16 protein-coding genes and 3 tRNA genes are annotated in these 21,387 nt (G+C 41.0%); 7 read left to right on the top strand and 12 right to left on the bottom strand.

The genetic code is table 11. From position 1 onward, the window contains the following. Window positions 1-41 precede the first annotated feature (41 nt). Window positions 42-926, bottom strand: coding sequence for a succinate--CoA ligase subunit alpha (sucD, locus tag ACSX1H_RS16365; protein WP_439185309.1), 885 nt, complete (start codon window positions 924-926; stop codon window positions 42-44). A 400-nt stretch (window positions 927-1,326) separates the two neighbouring features. On the opposite strand from sucD, the gene ACSX1H_RS16360 reads away from it, so the two are divergent. Together ACSX1H_RS16360 and ACSX1H_RS16355 are read left to right on the top strand one after the other, a co-directional pair. Beyond that, window positions 1,327-3,360, top strand: a complete 2,034-nt coding sequence (locus tag ACSX1H_RS16360) for a methyl-accepting chemotaxis protein (RefSeq protein ID WP_439185308.1) — start codon at window positions 1,327-1,329, stop codon at window positions 3,358-3,360. Window positions 3,361-3,463: 103 nt separating this feature from the next. After that, window positions 3,464-4,555 carry a gamma-glutamyl-gamma-aminobutyrate hydrolase family protein gene (locus tag ACSX1H_RS16355; protein ID WP_439185307.1) on the top strand — a complete coding sequence of 364 codons (1,092 nt, stop codon included), beginning with the start codon at window positions 3,464-3,466 and terminating at the stop codon, window positions 4,553-4,555. Window positions 4,556-4,690: 135 nt separating this feature from the next. On the opposite strand, the gene ACSX1H_RS16350 is transcribed toward ACSX1H_RS16355, so the two are convergent. From ACSX1H_RS16350 to aroQ, 5 genes are all read right to left on the bottom strand, one after another. Beyond that, a tRNA-Asp gene (locus ACSX1H_RS16350) sits at window positions 4,691-4,764 on the bottom strand. A gap of 23 nt (window positions 4,765-4,787) precedes the next feature. Next, a tRNA-Asp gene (locus tag ACSX1H_RS16345) sits at window positions 4,788-4,861 on the bottom strand. 38 nt (window positions 4,862-4,899) lie between these two features. Continuing rightward, a tRNA-Asp gene (locus ACSX1H_RS16340) sits at window positions 4,900-4,973 on the bottom strand. 403 nt (window positions 4,974-5,376) lie between these two features. Continuing rightward, window positions 5,377-6,804, bottom strand: a complete 1,428-nt coding sequence (gene pyk / locus ACSX1H_RS16335) for a pyruvate kinase (protein WP_439185306.1) — start codon at window positions 6,802-6,804, stop codon at window positions 5,377-5,379. Window positions 6,805-6,906: 102 nt separating this feature from the next. Then, window positions 6,907-7,329 carry a type II 3-dehydroquinate dehydratase gene (gene aroQ / locus ACSX1H_RS16330; protein ID WP_439185305.1) on the bottom strand — a complete coding sequence of 141 codons (423 nt, stop codon included), beginning with the start codon at window positions 7,327-7,329 and terminating at the stop codon, window positions 6,907-6,909. 186 nt (window positions 7,330-7,515) lie between these two features. On the opposite strand from aroQ, the gene xerD reads away from it, so the two are divergent. Further along, window positions 7,516-8,415, top strand: a complete 900-nt coding sequence (xerD, locus tag ACSX1H_RS16325) for a site-specific tyrosine recombinase XerD (RefSeq protein ID WP_439185304.1) — start codon at window positions 7,516-7,518, stop codon at window positions 8,413-8,415. A gap of 124 nt (window positions 8,416-8,539) precedes the next feature. On the opposite strand, the gene ACSX1H_RS16320 is transcribed toward xerD, so the two are convergent. Further along, a complete protein-coding gene (locus ACSX1H_RS16320; protein ID WP_439185303.1) occupies window positions 8,540-8,965 on the bottom strand; it encodes a Fur family transcriptional regulator in 426 nt (141 codons plus the stop codon). Between the two features lie 456 nt (window positions 8,966-9,421). Between ACSX1H_RS16320 and ACSX1H_RS16315 the strand changes: the two genes are divergently transcribed. Both ACSX1H_RS16315 and ACSX1H_RS16310 read left to right on the top strand, forming a co-directional pair. Then, on the top strand, window positions 9,422-12,049 hold the full coding sequence (locus ACSX1H_RS16315; RefSeq protein WP_439185302.1) for a valine--tRNA ligase: 2,628 nt from the start codon (window positions 9,422-9,424) through the stop codon (window positions 12,047-12,049). A 563-nt stretch (window positions 12,050-12,612) separates the two neighbouring features. Beyond that, entirely contained in the window at window positions 12,613-13,803 is a 1,191-nt protein-coding gene (locus tag ACSX1H_RS16310) for a transglutaminase-like domain-containing protein (RefSeq protein WP_439185301.1), read from the top strand. A 74-nt stretch (window positions 13,804-13,877) separates the two neighbouring features. Here ACSX1H_RS16310 and nadC read toward each other — a convergent pair whose 3' ends face one another. Together nadC and ACSX1H_RS16300 are read right to left on the bottom strand one after the other, a co-directional pair. Further along, on the bottom strand, window positions 13,878-14,726 hold the full coding sequence (gene nadC / locus ACSX1H_RS16305; protein WP_439185300.1) for a carboxylating nicotinate-nucleotide diphosphorylase: 849 nt from the start codon (window positions 14,724-14,726) through the stop codon (window positions 13,878-13,880). Beyond that, complete coding sequence (locus tag ACSX1H_RS16300) at window positions 14,723-15,124, bottom strand: DUF4783 domain-containing protein (RefSeq protein ID WP_439185299.1); 402 nt, start codon at window positions 15,122-15,124, stop codon at window positions 14,723-14,725. The genes nadC and ACSX1H_RS16300 overlap by 4 nt, the downstream gene beginning before the upstream one ends. Window positions 15,125-15,335: 211 nt before the next feature. Here ACSX1H_RS16300 and rlmH point away from each other — a divergent pair, with 211 nt between their 5' ends. Next, window positions 15,336-15,809, top strand: coding sequence for a 23S rRNA (pseudouridine(1915)-N(3))-methyltransferase RlmH (rlmH, locus tag ACSX1H_RS16295; protein WP_439185298.1), 474 nt, complete (start codon window positions 15,336-15,338; stop codon window positions 15,807-15,809). 45 nt (window positions 15,810-15,854) lie between these two features. Next, complete coding sequence (locus ACSX1H_RS16290) at window positions 15,855-19,541, top strand: sensor histidine kinase (RefSeq protein WP_439185297.1); 3,687 nt, start codon at window positions 15,855-15,857, stop codon at window positions 19,539-19,541. On the opposite strand, the gene ACSX1H_RS16285 is transcribed toward ACSX1H_RS16290, so the two are convergent. Genes ACSX1H_RS16285 through ACSX1H_RS16275 form a run of 3 tightly spaced genes read right to left on the bottom strand, consistent with a single transcriptional unit; the run spans window position 19,538 to window position 21,221 of the window. Beyond that, entirely contained in the window at window positions 19,538-19,912 is a 375-nt protein-coding gene (locus ACSX1H_RS16285; RefSeq protein WP_439185296.1) for an RDD family protein, read from the bottom strand. The two genes, ACSX1H_RS16290 and ACSX1H_RS16285, sit on opposite strands and share 4 nt — an antisense overlap. 2 nt (window positions 19,913-19,914) lie before the next feature. Further along, on the bottom strand, window positions 19,915-20,490 hold the full coding sequence (locus ACSX1H_RS16280) for a response regulator transcription factor (protein ID WP_439185295.1): 576 nt from the start codon (window positions 20,488-20,490) through the stop codon (window positions 19,915-19,917). Continuing rightward, window positions 20,490-21,221, bottom strand: a complete 732-nt coding sequence (locus tag ACSX1H_RS16275; protein WP_439185294.1) for a hemerythrin domain-containing protein — start codon at window positions 21,219-21,221, stop codon at window positions 20,490-20,492. The genes ACSX1H_RS16280 and ACSX1H_RS16275 overlap by 1 nt, the downstream gene beginning before the upstream one ends. Window positions 21,222-21,387: the final 166 nt, after the last annotated feature.

Here is a 21,387-nt window from a genome sequence, read left to right as displayed (position 1 = left end):
AAAAGGCCCTGACAGATATTTTTTGTCAGGGCCCGCACTCACTATATTGATTTAACCAGTTGCAATGCCTCAAGTACCGAGGCTCCCAGGTCGGCAGGCGATTCCACTACGTGCAAACCACACTCGCGCATAATGGCCATCTTCGCAGCAGCGGTGTCATCTTTACCTCCAATAATTGCCCCTGCATGTCCCATTCGTCGTCCTTTAGGTGCAGTTTGCCCGGCAATAAAACCAACTACCGGCTTTGTGCCATACTTTTTTATCCAGCGGGCTGCATCGGCTTCCATTGTACCTCCAATTTCACCAATCATAATAATAGCATCTGTTTCCGGGTCATTCATAAACAATTCAACAGCCTCTTTGGTCGTCGTGCCAATTACCGGGTCGCCGCCAATGCCAATGGCGGTTGAAATGCCCAAACCGGCTTTGACAATCTGATCGGCGGCCTCATAAGTGAGCGTACCTGACTTTGACACCACGCCAATTCGGCCCTTCTTGAAGATAAACCCTGGCATGATCCCTACCTTACACTCCTCTGCTGTGATAACACCCGGACAATTAGGGCCAACCAAAATAGTTGGCTTATCCTTCAAATAGTCCTTTGCCCTCACCATATCATTGGTTGGAATACCTTCAGTAATGGTAATCACCACTTTAATGCCTGCATCGGCCGCCTCCATAATGGCATCGGCAGCAAAGGCTGGTGGAACAAAAATGACCGATACATCTGCCTTGGCAATAGCAACAGCATCTGCAACGGTATTAAAAACAGGCCGATCAAGGTGTTTAGTTCCTCCTTTTCCGGGGGTTACACCACCAACCACATTCGTTCCATAATCTATCATTTGTGTGGCATGAAAGGTTCCCTCACTGCCGGTGAATCCTTGAACTATAACTTTTGAATTTTTATTAACTAATACGCTCATAGGGTATACAGATTTTAATTAGCACATGCATTAAGAGTTTTTAAAACTTATTGTAAATAACCGATTGCTCGACCATTTGTTTTCAATTGCCCAGATTTTTAATCAGATAAGCACCAACAAAAAAAATTCGTTGCATTATTACGTACGCGTTATACCAGATAATCATATTGATCAACACTACTTAGTTTTTATTTTGTTCGTCACATAAAAATCACCATCCCAAAATAAACAATACGAACTACTTATTATCAATTGATTAATCATTCATCTACACAAATGTAAATAAATAGATGTTTAACAAATGCAAAATTGATGAAACCCACAAATTGATTAATACGTCTAAAGGTGAAAGATACATTGGGAAAACAATCAGGCTCCCCGCCTGTAAACAACTTGGAAAATGAAGAACATAACTATCAGGCAAAAGCTTATAGGGCTTATTGCTGCGATTACTTTGGTGCTATTAATCATTGGCACAATGACGTATTTGTCTTTTAATAAGATAGAGACCCTGCATGAATTATATGAAAAAGGAAAGCAGGTAGAAGAAAACATGCTCAGCCTGAGAAAAGCTGAGAAAGACTTTCTGCTGAGAGAGCTAACCAGCGATGATTATTTTGAAACTGAACAAAGCAAGTACCTTGATGCCTACCATGAGGTAAAAAGTTACAATCAAAAAATTATTGAAGAGTTAACAAACAGCAGTTACATCAAAGAGTATGGTCTTATTGAAAACATGCACGTACTTAACACCGATTTTGATGAGTACGACAAACACTTTGACAATTTAGTACGACTTTTAACCCAGAGAGGCTTTAGGGATCATGGCCTTATTGGTGATATGCGTTCAGCAGTTAAGTCTCTGGAAGAAAATTACAATGATGCCCCTTTTATTGCCGAACAACAATTACTACTGCGAAAGCACGAAAAAGATTATCTGCTGAGGAGAGATGTTAAATACCAAAACTTGTTGAATGAAACAACTGAGAACTTTATCCAGCAAATCAAAAAAAGTCATCAGCTTTCAACCAGCAAAAAAGACATTTTAACAATGCGCCTCAAGGATTACCAGCAAGCCTTCAACGACATCGTTAACATGGATGAGCGCATTGGGTTAACAGAGAGTGATGGTATAAAAGGCAAACTACGCTCAACCATACACAAAACAGAGCCCGAAATTAATGTCATCGTTTCTACTATCAAAAAAGTAAGCGAAGAATCAATCAATGCTACTATAAGCAGCATTATCATCGTTATTGCTGCTTTTATCGTGATTACCATCGCCTTACTTCTGTTTATTCTTTCAACCATCCAAAAGGGCTTATTTTCGGCTAAGGAGGCTGTTAATGCCGTAGCTCATGGCGACTTCTCTCAAACTATTGAAATCCACTCCAACGATGAGCTTGGACAACTCCTCAAGGATGTTCAACTGATGATTATCAAGCTGCGCAAGAGCGTGAATGTGGCTAAAGAAGTATCACAAGGTAATCTTTTGGTACTCGACTCCATGAAAGAAGAGGATTTCGAAGGGGAGCTGGATGAGGCTTTAACCGAAATGGTCAAGCGCATTAAAGTGATTATTGAGGAAATCACCATGGCTTCAGAGAATTTTGCAACGGTGAGTAACCAGCTGAGTATCTCTTCCGAGCAGCTATCAGCCGGTTCAACCGAACAAGCTGCCTCAAGCGAGGAAATATCTTCTTCCATAGAAGAAATGACCAGCAGCATTGCACAAAATGCAGATAATGCGCGCCGCACCGAACAAATTGCCAATAAAACCGCTCATGAAATGCAGGCTGGCAAATTAGCGGTTGAGGAATCGAATAACTCCATCAAACAAATAGCGGAAAAAATATTTATCATCAACGACATTTCTCACAAAACGGACTTACTGGCCATCAATGCAGCTGTAGAGGCTGCCCGCGCAGGCGAAAATGGTAAGGGTTTTGCTGTGGTGGCTGCCGAAGTAAGAAAACTGGCTGAACAAACGCAACGGGCGGCTCAGGAGATAACAGAACTAGCTGCAAAAAGTGTCAATATCGCCGAAAAATCTGGCAACATGCTGGAAACCTTGGTTCCTGAGATACAAAAGACAGCCAACCTGGTTGAAGAAATCAACATATCGAGCAAGGAGCAAAGTACCGGAGTAACACAAATTAATACCGGCGTGCAGGAATTGGCCAAAGTAACACAGGAAAATGCCGCCTCGTCGGAAGAACTGGCTTCTACGGCCGAAGAACTCTCCTCACAGGCTGCACAAATGAAAGAAACAATTTCCTTCTTCAAGATAAAAAACAGCAAGGCGACTAAAACAGAGAGCAAGGCAGTAAGCTATTCTCATCCCATCGAAAACATTCAGCCTAAACAGACAAAAGGCATTGAAATTAGTATCGATGACCACAAATCGCTTAATGACGAGTATGAGTCCATTTGATAATTTCTTTTCCTACACATAAAAACATCCTTTTAGGCGACTGTTATTCATAACGAAAAGCAGTCGCTTTTTTTATACATTTGAGTACACCAAATGTATAAGTATGAAAAGCCTAACATTCATCCTCCTATTGGCTGCAATTAGCTCAAGCGCTCAATTACCGCCACCCATAAACCATCAACAAGAAAAACGCCTGCTTTTAGCACACCCCACCACCAGTACTATTGAGGTGATCGCCACTTTATCGCAAAAAGGGTTACTGAATCTTGCATCGGTCGAGCTATTGGGCATCTATCACAAGGATGAAGCCTATGATTACTCACAAACGCAACAAATGCTCGACACTTTGTCTCAATTACCGATTCAACTATATGAGCTTACCGATACACTTTTAGTTGATAGCCTATTTTGTAAGAATGCCTGCTCCCAAACCTTTAAACAGCTTTTTGAAGATAGTGACGGCATCATATTCTTTGGTGGCCCTGATATTCCACCCGCCATTTACCAGGAGGAAATACATCCCCGAACAGTAATAACAGATCCTTACCGGCACTATTTTGAAACGTCATTCATTTACCACCTTTTGGGCGGCTATCAGAATAACGATTACCTTCCGTTGCTGGAACATAACCCCAACTACCTCATTTTTGGCATCTGCCTGGGCATGCAATCGATGAATGTAGCCACCGGCGGCACCCTTATACAGGATATCCCATCAGAAGTATACAACAGCGACGAATGCAAGGGCTTAGCACACTTGCAAACAAATGCCATTCATCGTAATTTCTTTGTGCATATGCCCGCGCATACAAAAGAACAATTGGCTGGCTCACATTTTCACCAAATCGCTTTTAAAGATTACTTTTTCCCTAACCTGGTTAATTTAGATGGTGAGATAAGCCCGTGGGTTAACAGCTACCACCATCAAGCCATTAAAAAGCTCGGGAAAGGCTTTATCATTGGCGCCTCTTCGATGGACGGTAAAATCCCTGAAGCCATCTTCCATGCCCACTACCCAAATGTATTTGGCGTACAGTTCCACCCCGAACGTTCTCAATTTTTTCTCAACACCCTTACCTATAAATTTCAGCCGCATTCAACAGCAAAATATCTTTGGGAGCATTTAGATGAAGAAAGCAGGCTTTTTCACACACGATTTTGGCAGGCATTTAACACCATTCTTTCAACTCTATAAACGCGCTAAAGAAGTCCTGAGAATGGCGTTAATTTGTGGACAAATTGAATTGACGCCGGTGGGCTGACAAATTCGGGATTAAGAATCACACACGCCTATAAACAACAAAAGCCCATCAAATGATGAGCTTTTGTGCGGTCTGGACGGGACTCGAACCCGCGACCTCCGGCGTGACAGGCCGGCATTCTAACCAGCTGAACTACCAGACCAATACGATGAAGTTTAAAACAAGCGGTCTGGACGGGACTCGAACCCGCGACCTCCGGCGTGACAGGCCGGCATTCTAACCAGCTGAACTACCAGACCAGTTTTACACTTCAATATCTTTAAGAAAACTAAACAAGCGGTCTGGACGGGACTCGAACCCGCGACCTCCGGCGTGACAGGCCGGCATTCTAACCAGCTGAACTACCAGACCAGTTTAGATTCTTTTCAGTCTTTTTGATTAAGCAATTTTACTTTTAAAACCGCCTGCTTTCCTTTGTTTATACCGTCTTAAGTGGTATCCCTGTTTCTGAAAGCGATGCAAAGATAAGCACTCTTTTCTATTATGCAATACTTTTTTCCCCTTGAAACAAAACTTTTATTCATCCCCTTTTGCTTCATCATTTGCAATCAATCATTTAAGCTCCTAAAAAAAGATGATTTTTTTTTTAATCCCTAAGGCTGACAAGCCATCACCTGACATTACTAGTGACAAATGCTGACCTACATTTCTTGGTGAGACCATTTACAGACAATGTTTGCATCCAAGCCCAGCCTAAAAACAAAAAAGGTGCCACCCATAGGATAGCACCTTCTCTATATCTTTAAAAAGTCAACTATTGACCTTTCTCAACTTTTTCCAATAACGCTTTCACGGTAATTATCTCCAGGTAAGAAGTACCGCCACCAATACCAAAGCTTCCGCCAAGGTAGGCCACCAAATCATCCTCAGCAAGACGATCTTTCTTCAGTAGCTTTTTAAGGGTCTTCTTAAGAATCTCCTTCTTCGAGCTACCATCTTCCATCAAACGAGGGAATACACCATAAGAAAGCGCCAATTGACGTCCTACATTGGCATTATAACATAGGGCATACACAGGACATGTTCCGCGGAAAGCCGCCAGGTAACGAGCTGTTTTACCAGTCAAACTATCTGTCAATACCGCTTTAACCTCCAATGAACGACTCGCTTTAACAGCTGTATCGGCCAAATAAGCAGTAATGTCAGCTGATTCTGGCACTACAGGAATATCATTACGGCTATCCTTAGCTGCTTCTACCTCTTTGGCAATCTTAGACATGGTCTTCACTGCTTCAACAGGGTAGTTACCGTAGGCTGTTTCACCACTTAACATGATGGCATCAGTACGATAATAAATAGCATTTGCCACATCCGTTACCTCTGCACGCGTTGGGCGTGGGTTCTTAATCATGGTGTGAAGCATTTGTGTTGCCACAATAACAGGCTTCTTAGCTTCCACACACTTGCGAATCATCTGACGCTGAATACCAGGGATCTTCTCTTGTGGTACTTCAATACCCAGGTCGCCACGTGCTACCATAATACCGTGAACATGCTCCAAAATCTCATCCAGATTTTCTACACCTTCAGCATTCTCAATTTTGGCCACAATTTTCATTGGGCTTTCCATTTCATCAAGTATCTGCTGCACTTCCATCACGTCCTCTTTGTTACGAACAAAAGAGTGAGCAACAAAATCGATATTGTTTTGAGCGGCGAATTTGATGAAGTTACGGTCTTTTTCAGTTACCGATGGCAAGTTGATACGCACACCTGGTACGTTCACACTCTTACGGCTACCCACAGAACCATCATTCTGTACTTTACAAACCAGGTGATCATCTTCTTTTGACATTACCTCCATGGCTACTTCACCATCGTCGATAAGGATCTGACTACCTACAGGTACGTCATTAACAAACTCGCCATAGCTCACACAGATGAAGTCTTTAGTTGAGATACCATCGATATCTCCTTTTACTTTCACAACATCGCCGGTAGTCATCTCCAGAGTACCTTCGCACTTGGTAGTTCTGATTTCTGGGCCTTTAGTATCGATCAAAATAGCAATCTTATCCGATACGGCACGCGTGTTGGTAATTACTTTTAATACGCCTTCAAAATCCTGATGAGCTGTGTTCAGACGGACAACATTCATTCCCGCCTTGTAAAGCTTTTTAAGAAAATCAACCTCACAATCACGATCCGAAATTGTAGCAACAATTTTGGTAAACTTCTTCATAACTAAATTTTTCTTGATGGTATGCAACAATTAATATTATGCTGAATCAAAGTCCTTCCCCAACTCTTATTCAACGTTTTAAATTTCTATCTTTAATGTCTTTTACATTGATTCTTTAAGTGCTTCGATGGCCAAACGGTAGGAGTCTAAACCAAACCCGCCAATTACTCCTTTACAAACAGGAGACAGGAATGATCGGTGACGCACAACTTCGCGCTTGTGCACATTGCTAATATGAACTTCGATAACCGGGCTTTGGATGGCTGAAACTGCATCGGCAATGGCTAATGATGTGTGGGTATAAGCACCTGCGTTAATAATAATACCATCCACCGTATAGCCATCAGCGTGTATCCTATCTATAATTTCTCCTTCACTGTTGGACTGGTAATAGGTGATATTATCCGTAGGATACCTCGCAATGAGCTTGTTAAGATAATCTTCAAAAGCTTCTGTTCCATAAATGGAAGTTTCTCGTTTCCCTAACAAGTTTAAGTTAGGTCCATTAATAATTAACAAGTTCATGTAGTCCTTCAGTTTCTAGCCGCAAAATTACGATAGTTTGTTGGAATAAAAAAGCATGAATATTAATAAAATTTTGTAGGAAAAATAAAAATTATTTTAAATTTTTGCCTTGATCTATTGCTCATTATCAGTGCAATTCTTATTTTTACTGATAATAAATCGGGAAATACTATAAAATGTTTAATTATGAATTGGGAATCAGAAATTAAAGAATTTAGAAACTACCTGAATATCGAAAAGGGGTTATCTGAAAATTCAATCCATGCGTACATTACCGATCTGACAAAATTAGTAACATTCTTAGACGAAAGAGGGAAAAAAAAGGGACCTGAGGATGTTATTCTGGCAGATTTAAAGGAAATGATGCAATGGATAGGGGAAAGAGGCATCAGTCCAAGAACTCAGGCACGTGTGATCAGTGGTATTAAATCGTTCTATAAGTTTTTACTTATTGAAGAAAAAGTGGAGAAAGATCCGACCGCACTGCTAGAGTCGCCAAAAATTGGACGTAAGCTTCCTGATATCTTATCGGTCGAAGAAATTGATACCATTATCAATTCAGTGGACCTTAAAAAGTCTGAAGGACAGCGCAACAAAGCTATTTTGGAAACATTGTATAGCTGTGGTCTGCGTGTATCGGAGCTAATCGATCTAAAAATCTCGAACCTCTTCTTCGAGTCGGGTTTTATTAAAATCGAAGGAAAGGGCAATAAAGAGCGTTTAGTGCCTATTAGCTCAAAAGCCATTAAGGAAATTAACTTGTACCTGAGTGAGTATCGTCGTACTCTTAAAATACATAAGGAAGACGAAGATATTCTATTCTTAAATCGACGCGGGCGTAAGCTGTCGCGTGTAATGATATTTACTATTATCAAGAACCTGACTAAGAAGCTTGGTTTTGAGAAAAATATCAGCCCGCATACCTTCCGTCACTCGTTTGCCACTCACCTGATTGATGGGGGCGCTAACTTAAGAGCTGTGCAGGAAATGCTAGGCCACGAGTCGATTATTACAACAGAAATTTATACGCACCTTGACAAGGAGTATTTAAAAAATACCCTTATTCAATTTCACCCAAGGTCGTAATAAAAAATAGTTGAAATGAATAAGCGCAATCAGTAATGGTTGCGCTTTTTTAATTGCCTGACGAAATGACTAGTCGCAATCTTATTCATACAAATGAATAAATACATTGCAGTTTCTAAAAAAATCATTCGCCCTGCAAACACTTTTTACAAATGCCGCTAACTTCCACCGACACTTCTTCTATCTGAAACTCGGGCAAAGAAATATTTATAGATTGCTCTATGTGAATACATGATACTTCCTGACAATGCGTGCAAATAAAGTGAATGTGCTCATGGTTGTGACAATGGCGGGAGCATTGCCGGTTGCACAAGGCATAATAAGTTTCGTCGCCCGATGTTGACGCCTTATGCACAATGCCGTTATCTATCAGGGCATTAATTGTTCTATACAGCGTAACCCGATCGAATTTTTTGAGATGACTCTGTATCCCGGAATATGGAAGGGCCGCTTCATTTTGCGATAAGAGTCTTAACAGTTCAACTCTTATAGGCGTTGCCTTTAACGAACGTTGCCTTAAATAATCTTTGATACTCTCATCGGTTTTCATGTTTACAAAAGTAATGTTTTTAATACGCTGCCAAAAACAAACTCTCCATCAAAAAAGAAACAAAGAAGTCCGCTTCATGACTTCCAACCTTCCTAACAGTAATAAACCGTTTTTACTTAATGCCGTCGCGTCCAACTACACGTATTAAATAATCCACCTTCGTAAAAAGGTGCTTACTATATATTATAACCATGGATAAAGCCTGTGTAATTTAACAGCTCCCAACTATCTGGGAGGGCCTCAAATATTTTTGGAAAGGAAGCGTTGACAAACAGCAGGGCATAAATCAAGGTTGGTTCATCAAAATATTGGCTTCTATTTCTCCCTAACATGCCTTTACTTATCGCTAAAACAATACCCTAACACTGTTTTTTTTCTTATTTTTGCAACCTTATTAAATTTCCCGATGGCTATGCCCATTGGCAACAATAGAAACGAAGAAAGACAATTACAATTATGGAAATTGCAAGCAAGTACAACCCGTCTGCTACAGAGGACAAGTGGTATAAGTATTGGATGGATAATGAATTTTTCAAGTCGGTTCCTGACGAACGTGAGCCATATACTATCGTCATTCCGCCACCCAACGTCACCGGCGTCCTGCACATGGGACACATGCTTAACAATACCATTCAGGATATATTAATTCGTCGTGCCCGTATGATGGGCAAAAATGCTTGTTGGGTGCCTGGTACAGACCATGCGTCGATTGCCACCGAAGCAAAAGTGGTAAACAGACTGAAAGATCAGGGAATTGATAAAAAGCAGTTGACTCGTGATGAGTTTTTAGACCATGCCTGGAGCTGGACGAAAGAGCATGGCGGCATTATTCTTCAGCAGCTAAAGAAATTAGGTGCATCGTGCGACTGGGATCGCGAAAGCTTCACCATGGATGAAATCCGAAGCGAAGCAGTGATCAAGGTATTTGTAGACCTGTTTAATAAAGGCTACATCTACCGGGGTGTACGCATGGTGAACTGGGATTGTAAAGCGCTGACGGCTGTTTCCGATGAGGAAGTTATTTATAAAGAGGTACAATCGAAGCTGTACTACTTGAACTATAAAATAGAAGGTAGCGAAAACGAGTTTGTGACCATTGCAACAACTCGTCCTGAAACAATTCTAGGTGATACGGCTGTTTGTATCAACCCGAATGATGAGCGATTTACACATCTGAAAGGTAAACGCGTATTGGTGCCACTTATTAACCGCTCTATTCCAATTATTGAAGATGAATATGTGGACATGGAGTTTGGTACCGGTTGTTTGAAAATCACCCCTGCTCACGATATCAATGACTATGAAATTGGTATGCGCCATAATTTGGAAAGCATCAACATTTTCAATGATAATGGTACATTAAGTGAAGCAGCCGAATTATATATTGGCGAGGATCGCTTTGAAGTACGCGACAAAATCATCCCCGCCTTGAAGGAAGCTGGTAGCCTGGCAAAAATAGAAGACTATACCAATAAAGTAGGCTACTCGGAGCGTACCGATGTGGTGATAGAGCCCAAACTATCGGCTCAGTGGTTCCTGAAAATGGAAGATCTGGCCAAACCAGCTTTGGAAGCGGTGATGAGTGATGAAGTAGAATTTCACCCTAAGAAATTCAAGAATGTTTACCGTCATTGGATGGAGAATGTGAAGGACTGGTGTATCTCACGTCAGCTGTGGTGGGGACATCGCATCCCGGTTTACTACCTGAATGATGGTTCATACGTTGTGGCTGAAAATGATGAAAAAGCCCTTGAACTAGCCAAAGAAAAAACAGGCAACAACGCACTTACAGTGGCTGACATCAAGCAGGATGAAGATGTGTTGGACACTTGGGCTTCGTCATGGTTATGGCCACTCTCGGTATTCGATGGTTATGGTGAGGACAGCACTGAAATTGATTACTACTACCCTACCAATGACTTGGTAACTGGTCACGATATTATTTTCTTCTGGGTAGCCCGTATGATTATTGCCGGATACGAATACAAAGGCACTTTCCCATTCAAGAATGTGTACTTTACTGGCATGGTGCGTGACAAGCAGCGCCGCAAAATGTCTAAATCGTTAGGTAACTCACCTGACCCATTAGATTTAATTGCAAAGTATGGTGCTGATGGTGTGCGGGTTGGTATGCTATTATGCTCACCGGCCGGTGGTGACTTATTGTTTGACGAGAACTTACCGGAACAAGGCCGTAACTTTGCCAACAAAATATGGAACGCTTTCCGCCTGGTGAAGGGCTGGGAAATTGATGAGACCATCGAACAACCTGAGTCGGCTAAACAAGCCATTGCATGGTTTGATGCCAAATTGGACCAGACCATTGCCATTATGAACGATCACTTTGACAAGTATCGCATTTCTGATGCCTTGATGACTGTGTATACCGTGTTCTGGCAAGAGTTCTCATCGTGGTATTTAGAAGCAGTTAAGCCAGCTTATCAAAAACCTTTGGATGCCGCAACCTACAAAGCTACCAGCGAATTTTTCGACAAGCTGTTGCGTCTGCTTCATCCATTTATGCCATTCCTGTCTGAAGAATTGTGGCAGGCACTGGAAGAGCGCACAGAAGGCGAAAGTATTATGGTATCGGATATGCCAACTGTAAAAGGTTTGGATTTATCTGTTATTGATAAGTTCGAGATGCTGAAAGAGGGTGTTGGTGGCGTTCGTACCATTCGCAAAGAAAAGAACATTCCTATGAAAGATGCTCTTTCATTGAGCATTTTAGCGGGCGATGGCTTCTCTGCTGATTTCAACGCCGTATTGACTAAACTAGCCAACTTGAGTGAACTCAACATGGTGAATGAAAAAGTAGAAGGAGCTGTTTCTTTTATGGTTCGTACCAGTGAATATTTCGTGCCAATGGATGGACTCATTGACGTTGAAGCGGAATTGGAGAAACTTGAAAAAGATTTGGCTCACCAGGAAGGCTTCTTAAAAGGTGTGATGAAAAAGCTAAGTAACGAGCGTTTTGTAAGCAGCGCGCCCGAAACTGTTGTTGCTAAAGAGCGCCAGAAGCAAGCCGATGCGGAAGCAAAAATTAAAACATTAACTGAAAGCATTGCCCGATTAAAAAAATAGGCAAGAATTAAGTCAATATATAAGACTTAATAAAGTTTTAATACAAAACCCACTGACAGGTTGCCTTCCCCGCACCTGTCAGTGTTGTTTTATTCCCCCGGTACCCTTTCTCTTAGCACTGCCAACATATCACTTCCTCTCAGCAACCAACCGCGACTTTTAGCCACATTGCGCTGCAATCAGAACCAAATACAGGGAAAGTTTTTTAAACAGCAGTGAAGAACCTCTGTCATATACGAAAAGTATCTGCCCAACTCCTAAATAACAACAGTTAGCAGCGTAGCCAATGGTTCCATAGCCCAATAGTCTGTACACATCGGCAAAGGCATCCTCAAATGTGCGAAAAACGCAAGACCGCAGGCGAAAGACAACGCAACAGACGCGGAAATAGCTACAACGCCCGAATCTATCATTTCGCTTTGTACTTCTATATGCCGGTTTAGAACAGCCCTTCTATGGTTCGACAAGAGGTTGAATCGCCTGGATTTTCACCATTCTGAACATACTTTGACATGCTTCTGGACATCTTTTTATAGTTTTGCTTTAAACAAATTGAAATTATCATGCTAAAAAATTCGATGATAGCGCTGCTGGTAATGTTGAGTTTAGGTGCCTGCACAAAATACTCTAATGTTCCCAAACAATACCATCAGCTGCTCGACACCGCTCTGGCAACTGCCGGGCCCAACGCTGAGGAGCTAAAAAAAGCACTGAATGCGGCACCTGCCCACCAAAAAGAAGCAGTGGCCTTTTTGATCGCCTACATGCCCGAGCGCGACCTGAAATCTTTAACTGCCGATTTCATCCTTGAAAATACCGATTATGCATTTATGGCACGTGAGCAATTTCCATGGGCGCAGGCAATTCCCGACTCTGTGTTCTTCAACGATGTGTTGCCATATGCAAGCTTAAACGAACGACGCGACAATTGGCGCAAAGATTTTTATGAGCGCTTCTCAAAGTACGTGAAGGATTGTAAAGATATCCGTTCGGCCATCGACTCTATTAATAAAAACATTAGAGATGAAGTAATGGTCGACTACAATACCAAACGCGAAAAGCCCGACCAAAGCCCTTATGAATCCATGGAGCAAAACATGGCGTCGTGCAGCGGCCTGTCTATCCTTTTAACCGATGCATTCAGGGCGGTTGGAATCCCTTCGCGCATTGGCGGAACGCCTAACTGGCACGACAAAAGAGGTAACCACAACTGGAACGAGGTGTGGATGGATGGCGAGTGGTATTTTACGGAGTACTATCCAAGTGGCTTAAACAAAAGCTGGTTCCTGGCCGACGCCGGCAAAGCGATTCCCGATAACCCGGAACATGCTATTTACGCCAGCTCGTGGAAACCTGCTGATACACACTTCCCGCTTGTATGGGATTTTGATATCAAATATGTACCGGCCGTCAATGTCTCAGAACGTTACATTCAATTGTATGAAGCTGCTGAAGCCGCTAAAAAAATTGCAGAAACACATGTTAGTGTTGAAGTAATGATGTTTAAAGACGATGTGTGTACTTTTCAGGGCGATGACCGCGTAGCTGTTAATGTGGATGTATTTTGCGGTGCCGATCAGGTAGGTGGTGGCCGCACTGCAGGCCCTACTCAAGATATGAATGATGTGCTGGAATTTGTATTGGAAAAGAATAAGGTTTACAGCTTTAATTATATCGGCGAAGCTGGTCAGTTGAAATCAATGAAGCTTAAGGTAGGTAATGAACCTCAAACATTGAAACTGTACTACAAGTAGTTCAAATAACTTCACAATGAAAAGGCCCTTGTCTGTTTGACAAGGGCCTTTTGTTTTATTAACTATATTTTCAGTTACTGCTCCATAGCCTTAAGGCTTAAATCAAGACTTTTAATATGGTGTGTGAGTGCGCCCACCGAAATGTAATCGACGCCACACTCGGCATAATCCCTCAACGTATCAATAGTGATTCCGCCTGATGATTCTGTTTCGAACTTCCCACCGATGAACTCAACCGCTTTTTTGGTTTCTTCAACCGAGAAATTATCCAGCATAATCCGGTGAATCCCCCCCACACGCATTACTTCTTCCAGTTCCTTCCAATTGCGCACTTCCACTTCTATCTTCAGGTCTTTCCCCTTATCATCCAGGTAGCTTCTTACTTGCTGAACAGCTTTTTCTATTCCCCCGGCAAAGTCGATGTGATTATCTTTAAGCATCACCATGTCGTACAAACCCATACGGTGGTTCACACCGCCCCCCAAGCGAACAGCTTCTTTCTCGAGCAAACGCATTCCAGGAGTGGTTTTACGAGTATCAAGCACGCGCGTATTGGTGCCGTCAAGGCGAGCCACATATTCGGCCGTACGCGTCGCTATGCCGCTCATGCGCTGCATCACGTTCAACACCAAACGTTCTGCTTGCAACAAGGACCAGACTTTACCGCTTACATACATCACGATATCCCCCACTTTAACGGCTGCCCCATCCTCGATTAAGACTTCGGTTTCGATGGTTGAATCTATTTTGGCAAATATCTTTTGAGCGATATCAACACCTGCCAAAACTCCATCTTCCTTCACTAGCAAATACATTTTACCCTGCGCCACGGCCGGAATACAAGATTGTGAAGAATGATCGCCATCTCCAATATCTTCGCGTATTGTAAGATCAATAAACTGATCGATTAACTCATTAATCATTGCCTTTCAATTCTTATCTGATGAATATAAATTTTTCCATTTTTGGGCTTGGTCAGAAATGTAAAACGAAATTGCCCATTAGAGGTATAGTAGTTAGCAATGGCATAAGATGCTTTGTCTTTTTTACCCTGATGAATCAGTTTAAATTCAGTAACCTGATTTTGATCGAAAAAATCCTTCAGCACCATTTCGGCTTGCTTACGACTGTAAACAGCTGTTTTGTGTGGCAAAATAATTTCAATCTGCTCATTAAAAGTCACAGATAGCTTTTGCGCATCACTCCTTTTAACGGCCATAATAACACCATCAGGCAAAGCTGCTGTTTGCTGGGCCTTACTTGTTGCCAACGTTATTACCATAACCAGCAAAAGGGTAAAAATGTATTTGAAATTAATCATTACTTATCGTTTGTCAGCCTAATCATAAACAAATATCAAGCCTATTTTATCAAAATGAAGTATAAATAACTGCTCAACACATTATTCCGTTCACTATTCCTCTTAATTTCAACAATCACTCATTACTTTTACAACAAAAATAGAGGTTTAGCTTAATTTTACTACACTTTTTGCTTTTATATTTAATATTGTTAAAAACCGGAGTATACGCATGAAAATTGTTTTAGTTGTGATCGGAAAGACAGACGAACCCTATCTTCTTACGGGCATTGAAAAGTTTGAAAAACGTTTAAAACATTATATACCTTATGAAATGCAGGTGATTCCAGACCTGAAAAAGACTAAAAACCTGTCGGCTAATCAGCAAAAAAAAATGGAAGGGCAGCTGCTGCTGCAGGCATTTAAACCAGGTGATCACATTCTATTGCTTGATGAAAAAGGCAAAGAGTACGGCTCGGTTGATTTTGCAGGAATGTTGGAAAAACAAATGATTGCCGGTTTAAAACGCCTGGTATTCGTGATTGGAGGCCCCTATGGTTTTTCGGATGAAGTGTATGCCAAAGCTAATGGGAAAATAAGCCTCTCGAAGATGACCTACTCCCACCAAATGGTTCGTCTCATATTTGCCGAACAAATCTACAGGGCCATGACCATCTTAAAAAATGAGCCTTACCACCATGAGTAAGCTGCGTTACTGTTTTTTTATATCTTTAATGGGTAAACCAAATATATGTCGCGCCAACTGCAAAAAATCATCACATCAGCCATTGTTGCCTTAGCATTATTTGCACTGGGGAAAACTGTTGAAATACAATTCGATCATGATTATGCCCATGATGCGGACACCTATTCTATTCAACAAACCATTAAGGACAAGCAAAGTAACCTAATCCATACGCTATTACAACTGCAGGACACCAGCCTTTGGCAAGCCGATTCGCGATGGGCAACAATGGACTCGCTGGCGCAGCCAAACAAGCACTTTTACCTGTATGAGGACACCAGCTTAATTGCCTGGTCAACCCACATTGTGCCAATTAATAAAGTCATTACGCAAAAGCCCTCCATTATTCAGCTGGCGAATGGCTGGTACCTGCAGCATAGCATCACAGCAGGTAAATACCGCATATTGGCTATCTGTTTGATTAAGGAGCAGTATGAATATCAAAACAAATTTTTAAACAACCGCTTTGCAAAAGGCTTTACAATTAGCCATAACCCATCAATATCGGTTGAGGAATCTACAGGTACAGATGCCATCTATGACATCAATAACAACTACCTGTTGTCGCTCAACTACACGCATCACCAAATTGTTTCACCTACAAGCGTCGCTGCATTTGGCTTATATCTGCTCTGCTTTTCAATACTCTTGTTTATTGGGATAAAAGTATTGGATTTACTGAAAAATAAAACGTGGAGTAATCAAATCTTACTGCTGGTTTGTGTCTATTATTTTATCCTTTGGCTTCTCTTTATTTCCTATGCCATTCCTAAGGACTTCAATTACCATCCGCTTTTTTCGCCTATTGTTTTTGCCTTTTCAAAATGGTTGCCATCGCTGGGCAGTCTGCTGCTGTTAGGGATATTCCTGTTAGTTTTTGCCTACTGCTTTTACCGGTATTACAAAACACCGCTTCTGCTTCAAAACAATGAGGTGGGCAAGGTTAATCGCTACAGCTTTATTGTGGTGCAATTAATGCTTATCGTTTTATTTTTTGTAGCAGTGGACAGCCTTCTTCACATCATCGTGAATAACTCTTCACAGGCATCGGTCTATTTCTTTATTTCCGATTTAAATATTATTGCCCTGTATAAGCTGTTCATTATTTGCCTGCTGTACATTTCGATCATTATTACGTTTGAACGAGTCGTTGTTACAATTAAGCCATACATCAGTAAAAAGGGCTTTTTGATAATAGGCGGAGCAATTTTTATTCTTTTCGTAATCGCTGCATTAGTGCTAAAAAGCTCGCTCATTCTAGTTCATCCACTAGTATTAATAAGCATTGGCCTTATTCTATTATCAGCTAGGCGAAACAGTTCTAACGGCATTACTTACAGTTCATTTATATGGGTGATTTTTATTACTTCATTTTACTTAGTCGCCCTCCTGTATCGCTACAACCTCGCTAAAGAGGAGGATGAACGCAATCTGCTTATTGAAAATCATTCGTTCCAGCTTACAAGGGAGTCTGATCCCGTGGCGGAAATGTACCTGGCTGATATAGAAGAACGACTGGCCAGCGATGACAAGCTGATTGCTTTATTACTGCAGAATGAAAACAATGAAAATACCATCAACGATTATCTGGAGAAAAATTACTTCTACGGCTATTGGAAACGGTACAATGTGGAGTCGGTAGTTTGCTGGCAAAGTGCTCCATTATATCTAGAATCTGAAAACATTACCACCAATTGCTACAACTATTTTGAGGACCTCATTACTTCACAGGGGCGCAAGTTACCATCGTGCGATCATTTCTATTACCTAAATAATGACAATGGGCAAGTAAGCTATTTTGGAAGGATTCCTTTTATGGAGGACGACCCGAACAAAGAAACAACCTTATTTTGCGAAATCAATTACTCGCCCATTTTTTCAGGGCTTGGCTATCCGGAGCTTTTGCAAAACCAATCTGAACAGGTTAACAATGCGATTTACAAGAACTATTCGTTTGCCAAGTACATCCACGGTAAGCTGGTAAAACAACTCGGTCCCTATCGCTACACCATCAACAATACACTCACAGCTCCAGAACCTGGCCATAAATCGACCTTCAAAGATGAAGAGATGATTCATTTGATGTATCAAGTGAATGAAAATACGCTGCTTATATTGAGTCGCCCTACTGTCGGCTTGATCTACCTGCTAATGTCTTTCTCTACCTTTGCTTTACTCTTTTTTATCATAACCGCCTTCATCTTCTTCATCACACGAACCCATAAAAATGCAGCGGTTAATTTTTCGATACAGGAAAAAATACAAATTGCTTTTGTAAGCCTGATGGTCATAATCTTATTGGTAATAGGGGTAAGTTCAGTCTTTTATTCTATTCACCAGTTTAAGCAGAAAAATAACCAAATGCTTTCGCAGCGCATAAAATCGGTGCTGCAGGAAATGGAACAAAAAATAGTTAACGAGCCGGCGCTTGATGAGAGCATGCACGACTATCTCCAATATTTGTTGCAGAAATTTTCCAATGTTTTTTATTCTGACATTAACCTATACAGCACAGAAGGTCAACTACTGGCTACTTCCCGTCCCGAAGTTTATCAAATGGGCCTGTCGGGTCAAATGATGAATACCAATGCCTACTACCAATTGGTGAACCTGCAAAAAGCAGAATATATCCATGAAGAATCCATCGGCAATTTACACTTTACATCGGCTTATGTTCCAATCTACAACTATAAGAGGGATGTTCTGGCCTACCTGAACCTCCCATATTTTGTGGGTAACAACGAGCTTAAATCAGAAATATATTCGCTCATTGTAGCCGTGGTAAATGCCTATTTATTATTTGTACTTTTTGCCATTGGTGTTGCCATACTGATTTCTCGACCAATTACACGCCCCCTATCGCTTATACAAGATCGACTGGCTCAAATTCGCATCGATAAGTTAAATCAGAAAATTGGCTATAGAGGGAATGATGAGATTGGCAGACTGGTAAAAGAATACAACCGCATGGTTGATGAGATTTCGGAAAGTGCCGAAAAACTAGCCAAATCAGAGCGGGAAACCGCCTGGCGCGAGATGGCGAAGCAAATCGCTCACGAAATAAAGAATCCACTAACACCCATGAAACTGAGCGTTCAGTATTTGACAAAAGCCTGGGAAAATCAACCAGAGGATTTTCACAACTACCTCACCCGAGTATCGAAAACTTTAATTGAACAAATTGACCAATTACACGCCATAGCCAATGAATTTTCTGACTTTGCCAAGATGCCGCAGGCCAAACGCACGAAGGTTGACATTATAGAAAAACTTACCAATACGGCCGCTCTTTTCGAGCGCTCAGAGCCAACCATTCATTTTCAGTTCGACATCAATGAATCCCAAAGATTTGTTTTTGCCGATCCCGATCAACTGGTGAGTGTGTTTAATAATGTAATTAAGAATGCCGTTCAAGCCATCCCAACTGCCCGGGAAGGGCTTATTAAAATAGCAACACAAACCACTGAATCAAAAATTATCATCAGTGTTTCGGATAATGGAAAAGGAATTGGAACTGAAGTGATGAGTAAGATTTTTATGCCCAATTTTACTACCAAATCAAGCGGTATGGGCCTTGGACTGGCCATTGTAAAAAACATTGTAAAAAACAGTGGCGGAAATATCTGGTTTGAAACAACAGAAAATATAGGAACAACATTCTATATCGAACTTCCGACCTATGACAAAAATTAGCAGCTTACAACCTTTGTGTCGGTCCAAATATCACCCAATCGTTCTTCTTTTCTCAGAAAATAATACAACTCAAGCAAATTTAGCAAGGGCACAAAAAATATAATTTGCCTGATAAGGGCCTTATCCGGCGCGCCTGACAGACTCTTGTTATCCGCTTTGGAAATAACTTTTATTTTGAATAAACGCCTTCCGAAACTTTGCCCATTTAACAAGGGTAAACTGTCTTTAAATAAAAAATAGATCAATCCAAATATCCAACCTATCCGCGGGAAAAGCGAAAGGCCAAGACATATTGATATATCAACCAGAGCGGCTAAAAGCCGTTCTGTAAACAAGCTGGTCTGAGCCCTATTTAAGCGTGTTTCTGTCATATTCAGGAGATATCTTCCATCTGAATGATATTATTCAAAATAGCATACACAGTTAAGCCCGAAACAGTCTTAATCCCTAACTTACGGGTAATGTTCTTCCGGTGAGAAATAACTGTATGCGTGCTAATATACGTTTTTTCTGCAATTTCTTTATTGGTCAAGCCCAAAGCGACTTCTTTTAAAATAGCTCGCTCACGGGGGCTCAGTTCCTCGTTATCCATATCCTCCTGCACCAGTCTCACTTTCGATAAGGCTTCCTCTATTTTGCTATGTAAAGATGTCTTAGAGTCCAAAATAGATATCTGGTTCATCGGGGCATCATATGGCAAGGCCGTATTGAATACATGAATCACGATCGACTCAGGCTTTTTAAGCTCCATCAATTCGCGCATTGCTTCTACACCTAGAAAGGCAGTGTTGACCAACAACACATCAGGCTCGAAATGCTTAAGTACACTGCAGCATTCTTTATCGTGCGCTACAATCTTAATACTCTCAACCTCTTGAAAGTTCTTTACAAGGCTATGGAGGCCTAATCCAATAACGTGCGACTGTTCAGCAATTAGTACCTTTGCCATTATATACCATTTGGATTAGACGTTAATAATTCTTCCATTTCTCTCACCAAAGGATACAAAACATTTTCTTCCAATTCTGCATGATCCAGTAGATCTCTTTCCAATCTAAAAATATCGTATATTAAGTTATTATAAAGACAATTATTGACGGGCGGAGGTAAGTACTTCAATAAAATACTTTTGAGATCGAACAGTGTCTCCTCAATATTATTATGTTCCTCCTGATACTGCCTAATAAATGTTTCATCCGTGTTATCAAACCCTTTCTTATCTTTTGAATGTAAAAGTTCATCTAACTTCAAGATATAAGGAAATACATTCTTTTCTTCCTGCTCAATGTGGAGATTAAACTCGTGTATGTACTTGCGAAAGAAATTCAAGAGTAAATCAATATTCTTTTCATTGATATCAACTTGCTTCTCAAAATTCTGAATCTGCCGTTCAATTTCAGGAATTCGGTAATCGATATAACAGCGGTGAGCATTTTTAAGGTAGCGAATAATCCACTCGATAGGAAAACTCTTAAACCTTTGCCAATCTAGAAATTCTTTATCGTGGAAGGAGTTGGCAATGTGTAGGAAAAAATCAACATTTACCTCGTGCAAAACGCAAACTTCTTTAACGGTCTTTTCTCTGAAACCAAGGGGGATTTCAAAACGCTGAATTACCGCTAATAATTGAATGTCGTGTTGCACAACATCCACCATTTTCATATCTCCTGTTATATGCATAATGAAACAATTTGCTTACAAAAGTATCTTTTATTTGGAATAATTAAAAATAAGAAATGGCAGATAATCTGTTTAAACGCAAAAAACCTCTTACTCATTTCTGAATAAGAGGTTTCTCTAAAAAAAGGCGGCGACCTACTCTCCCACTTCTACGCAGTACCATCGG

Source organism: Carboxylicivirga taeanensis (assembly GCF_051851475.1).
GTDB classification, from domain to species: domain Bacteria; phylum Bacteroidota; class Bacteroidia; order Bacteroidales; family Marinilabiliaceae; genus Carboxylicivirga; species Carboxylicivirga taeanensis.
This window is presented reverse-complemented; position numbering and strand designations above follow the sequence as displayed.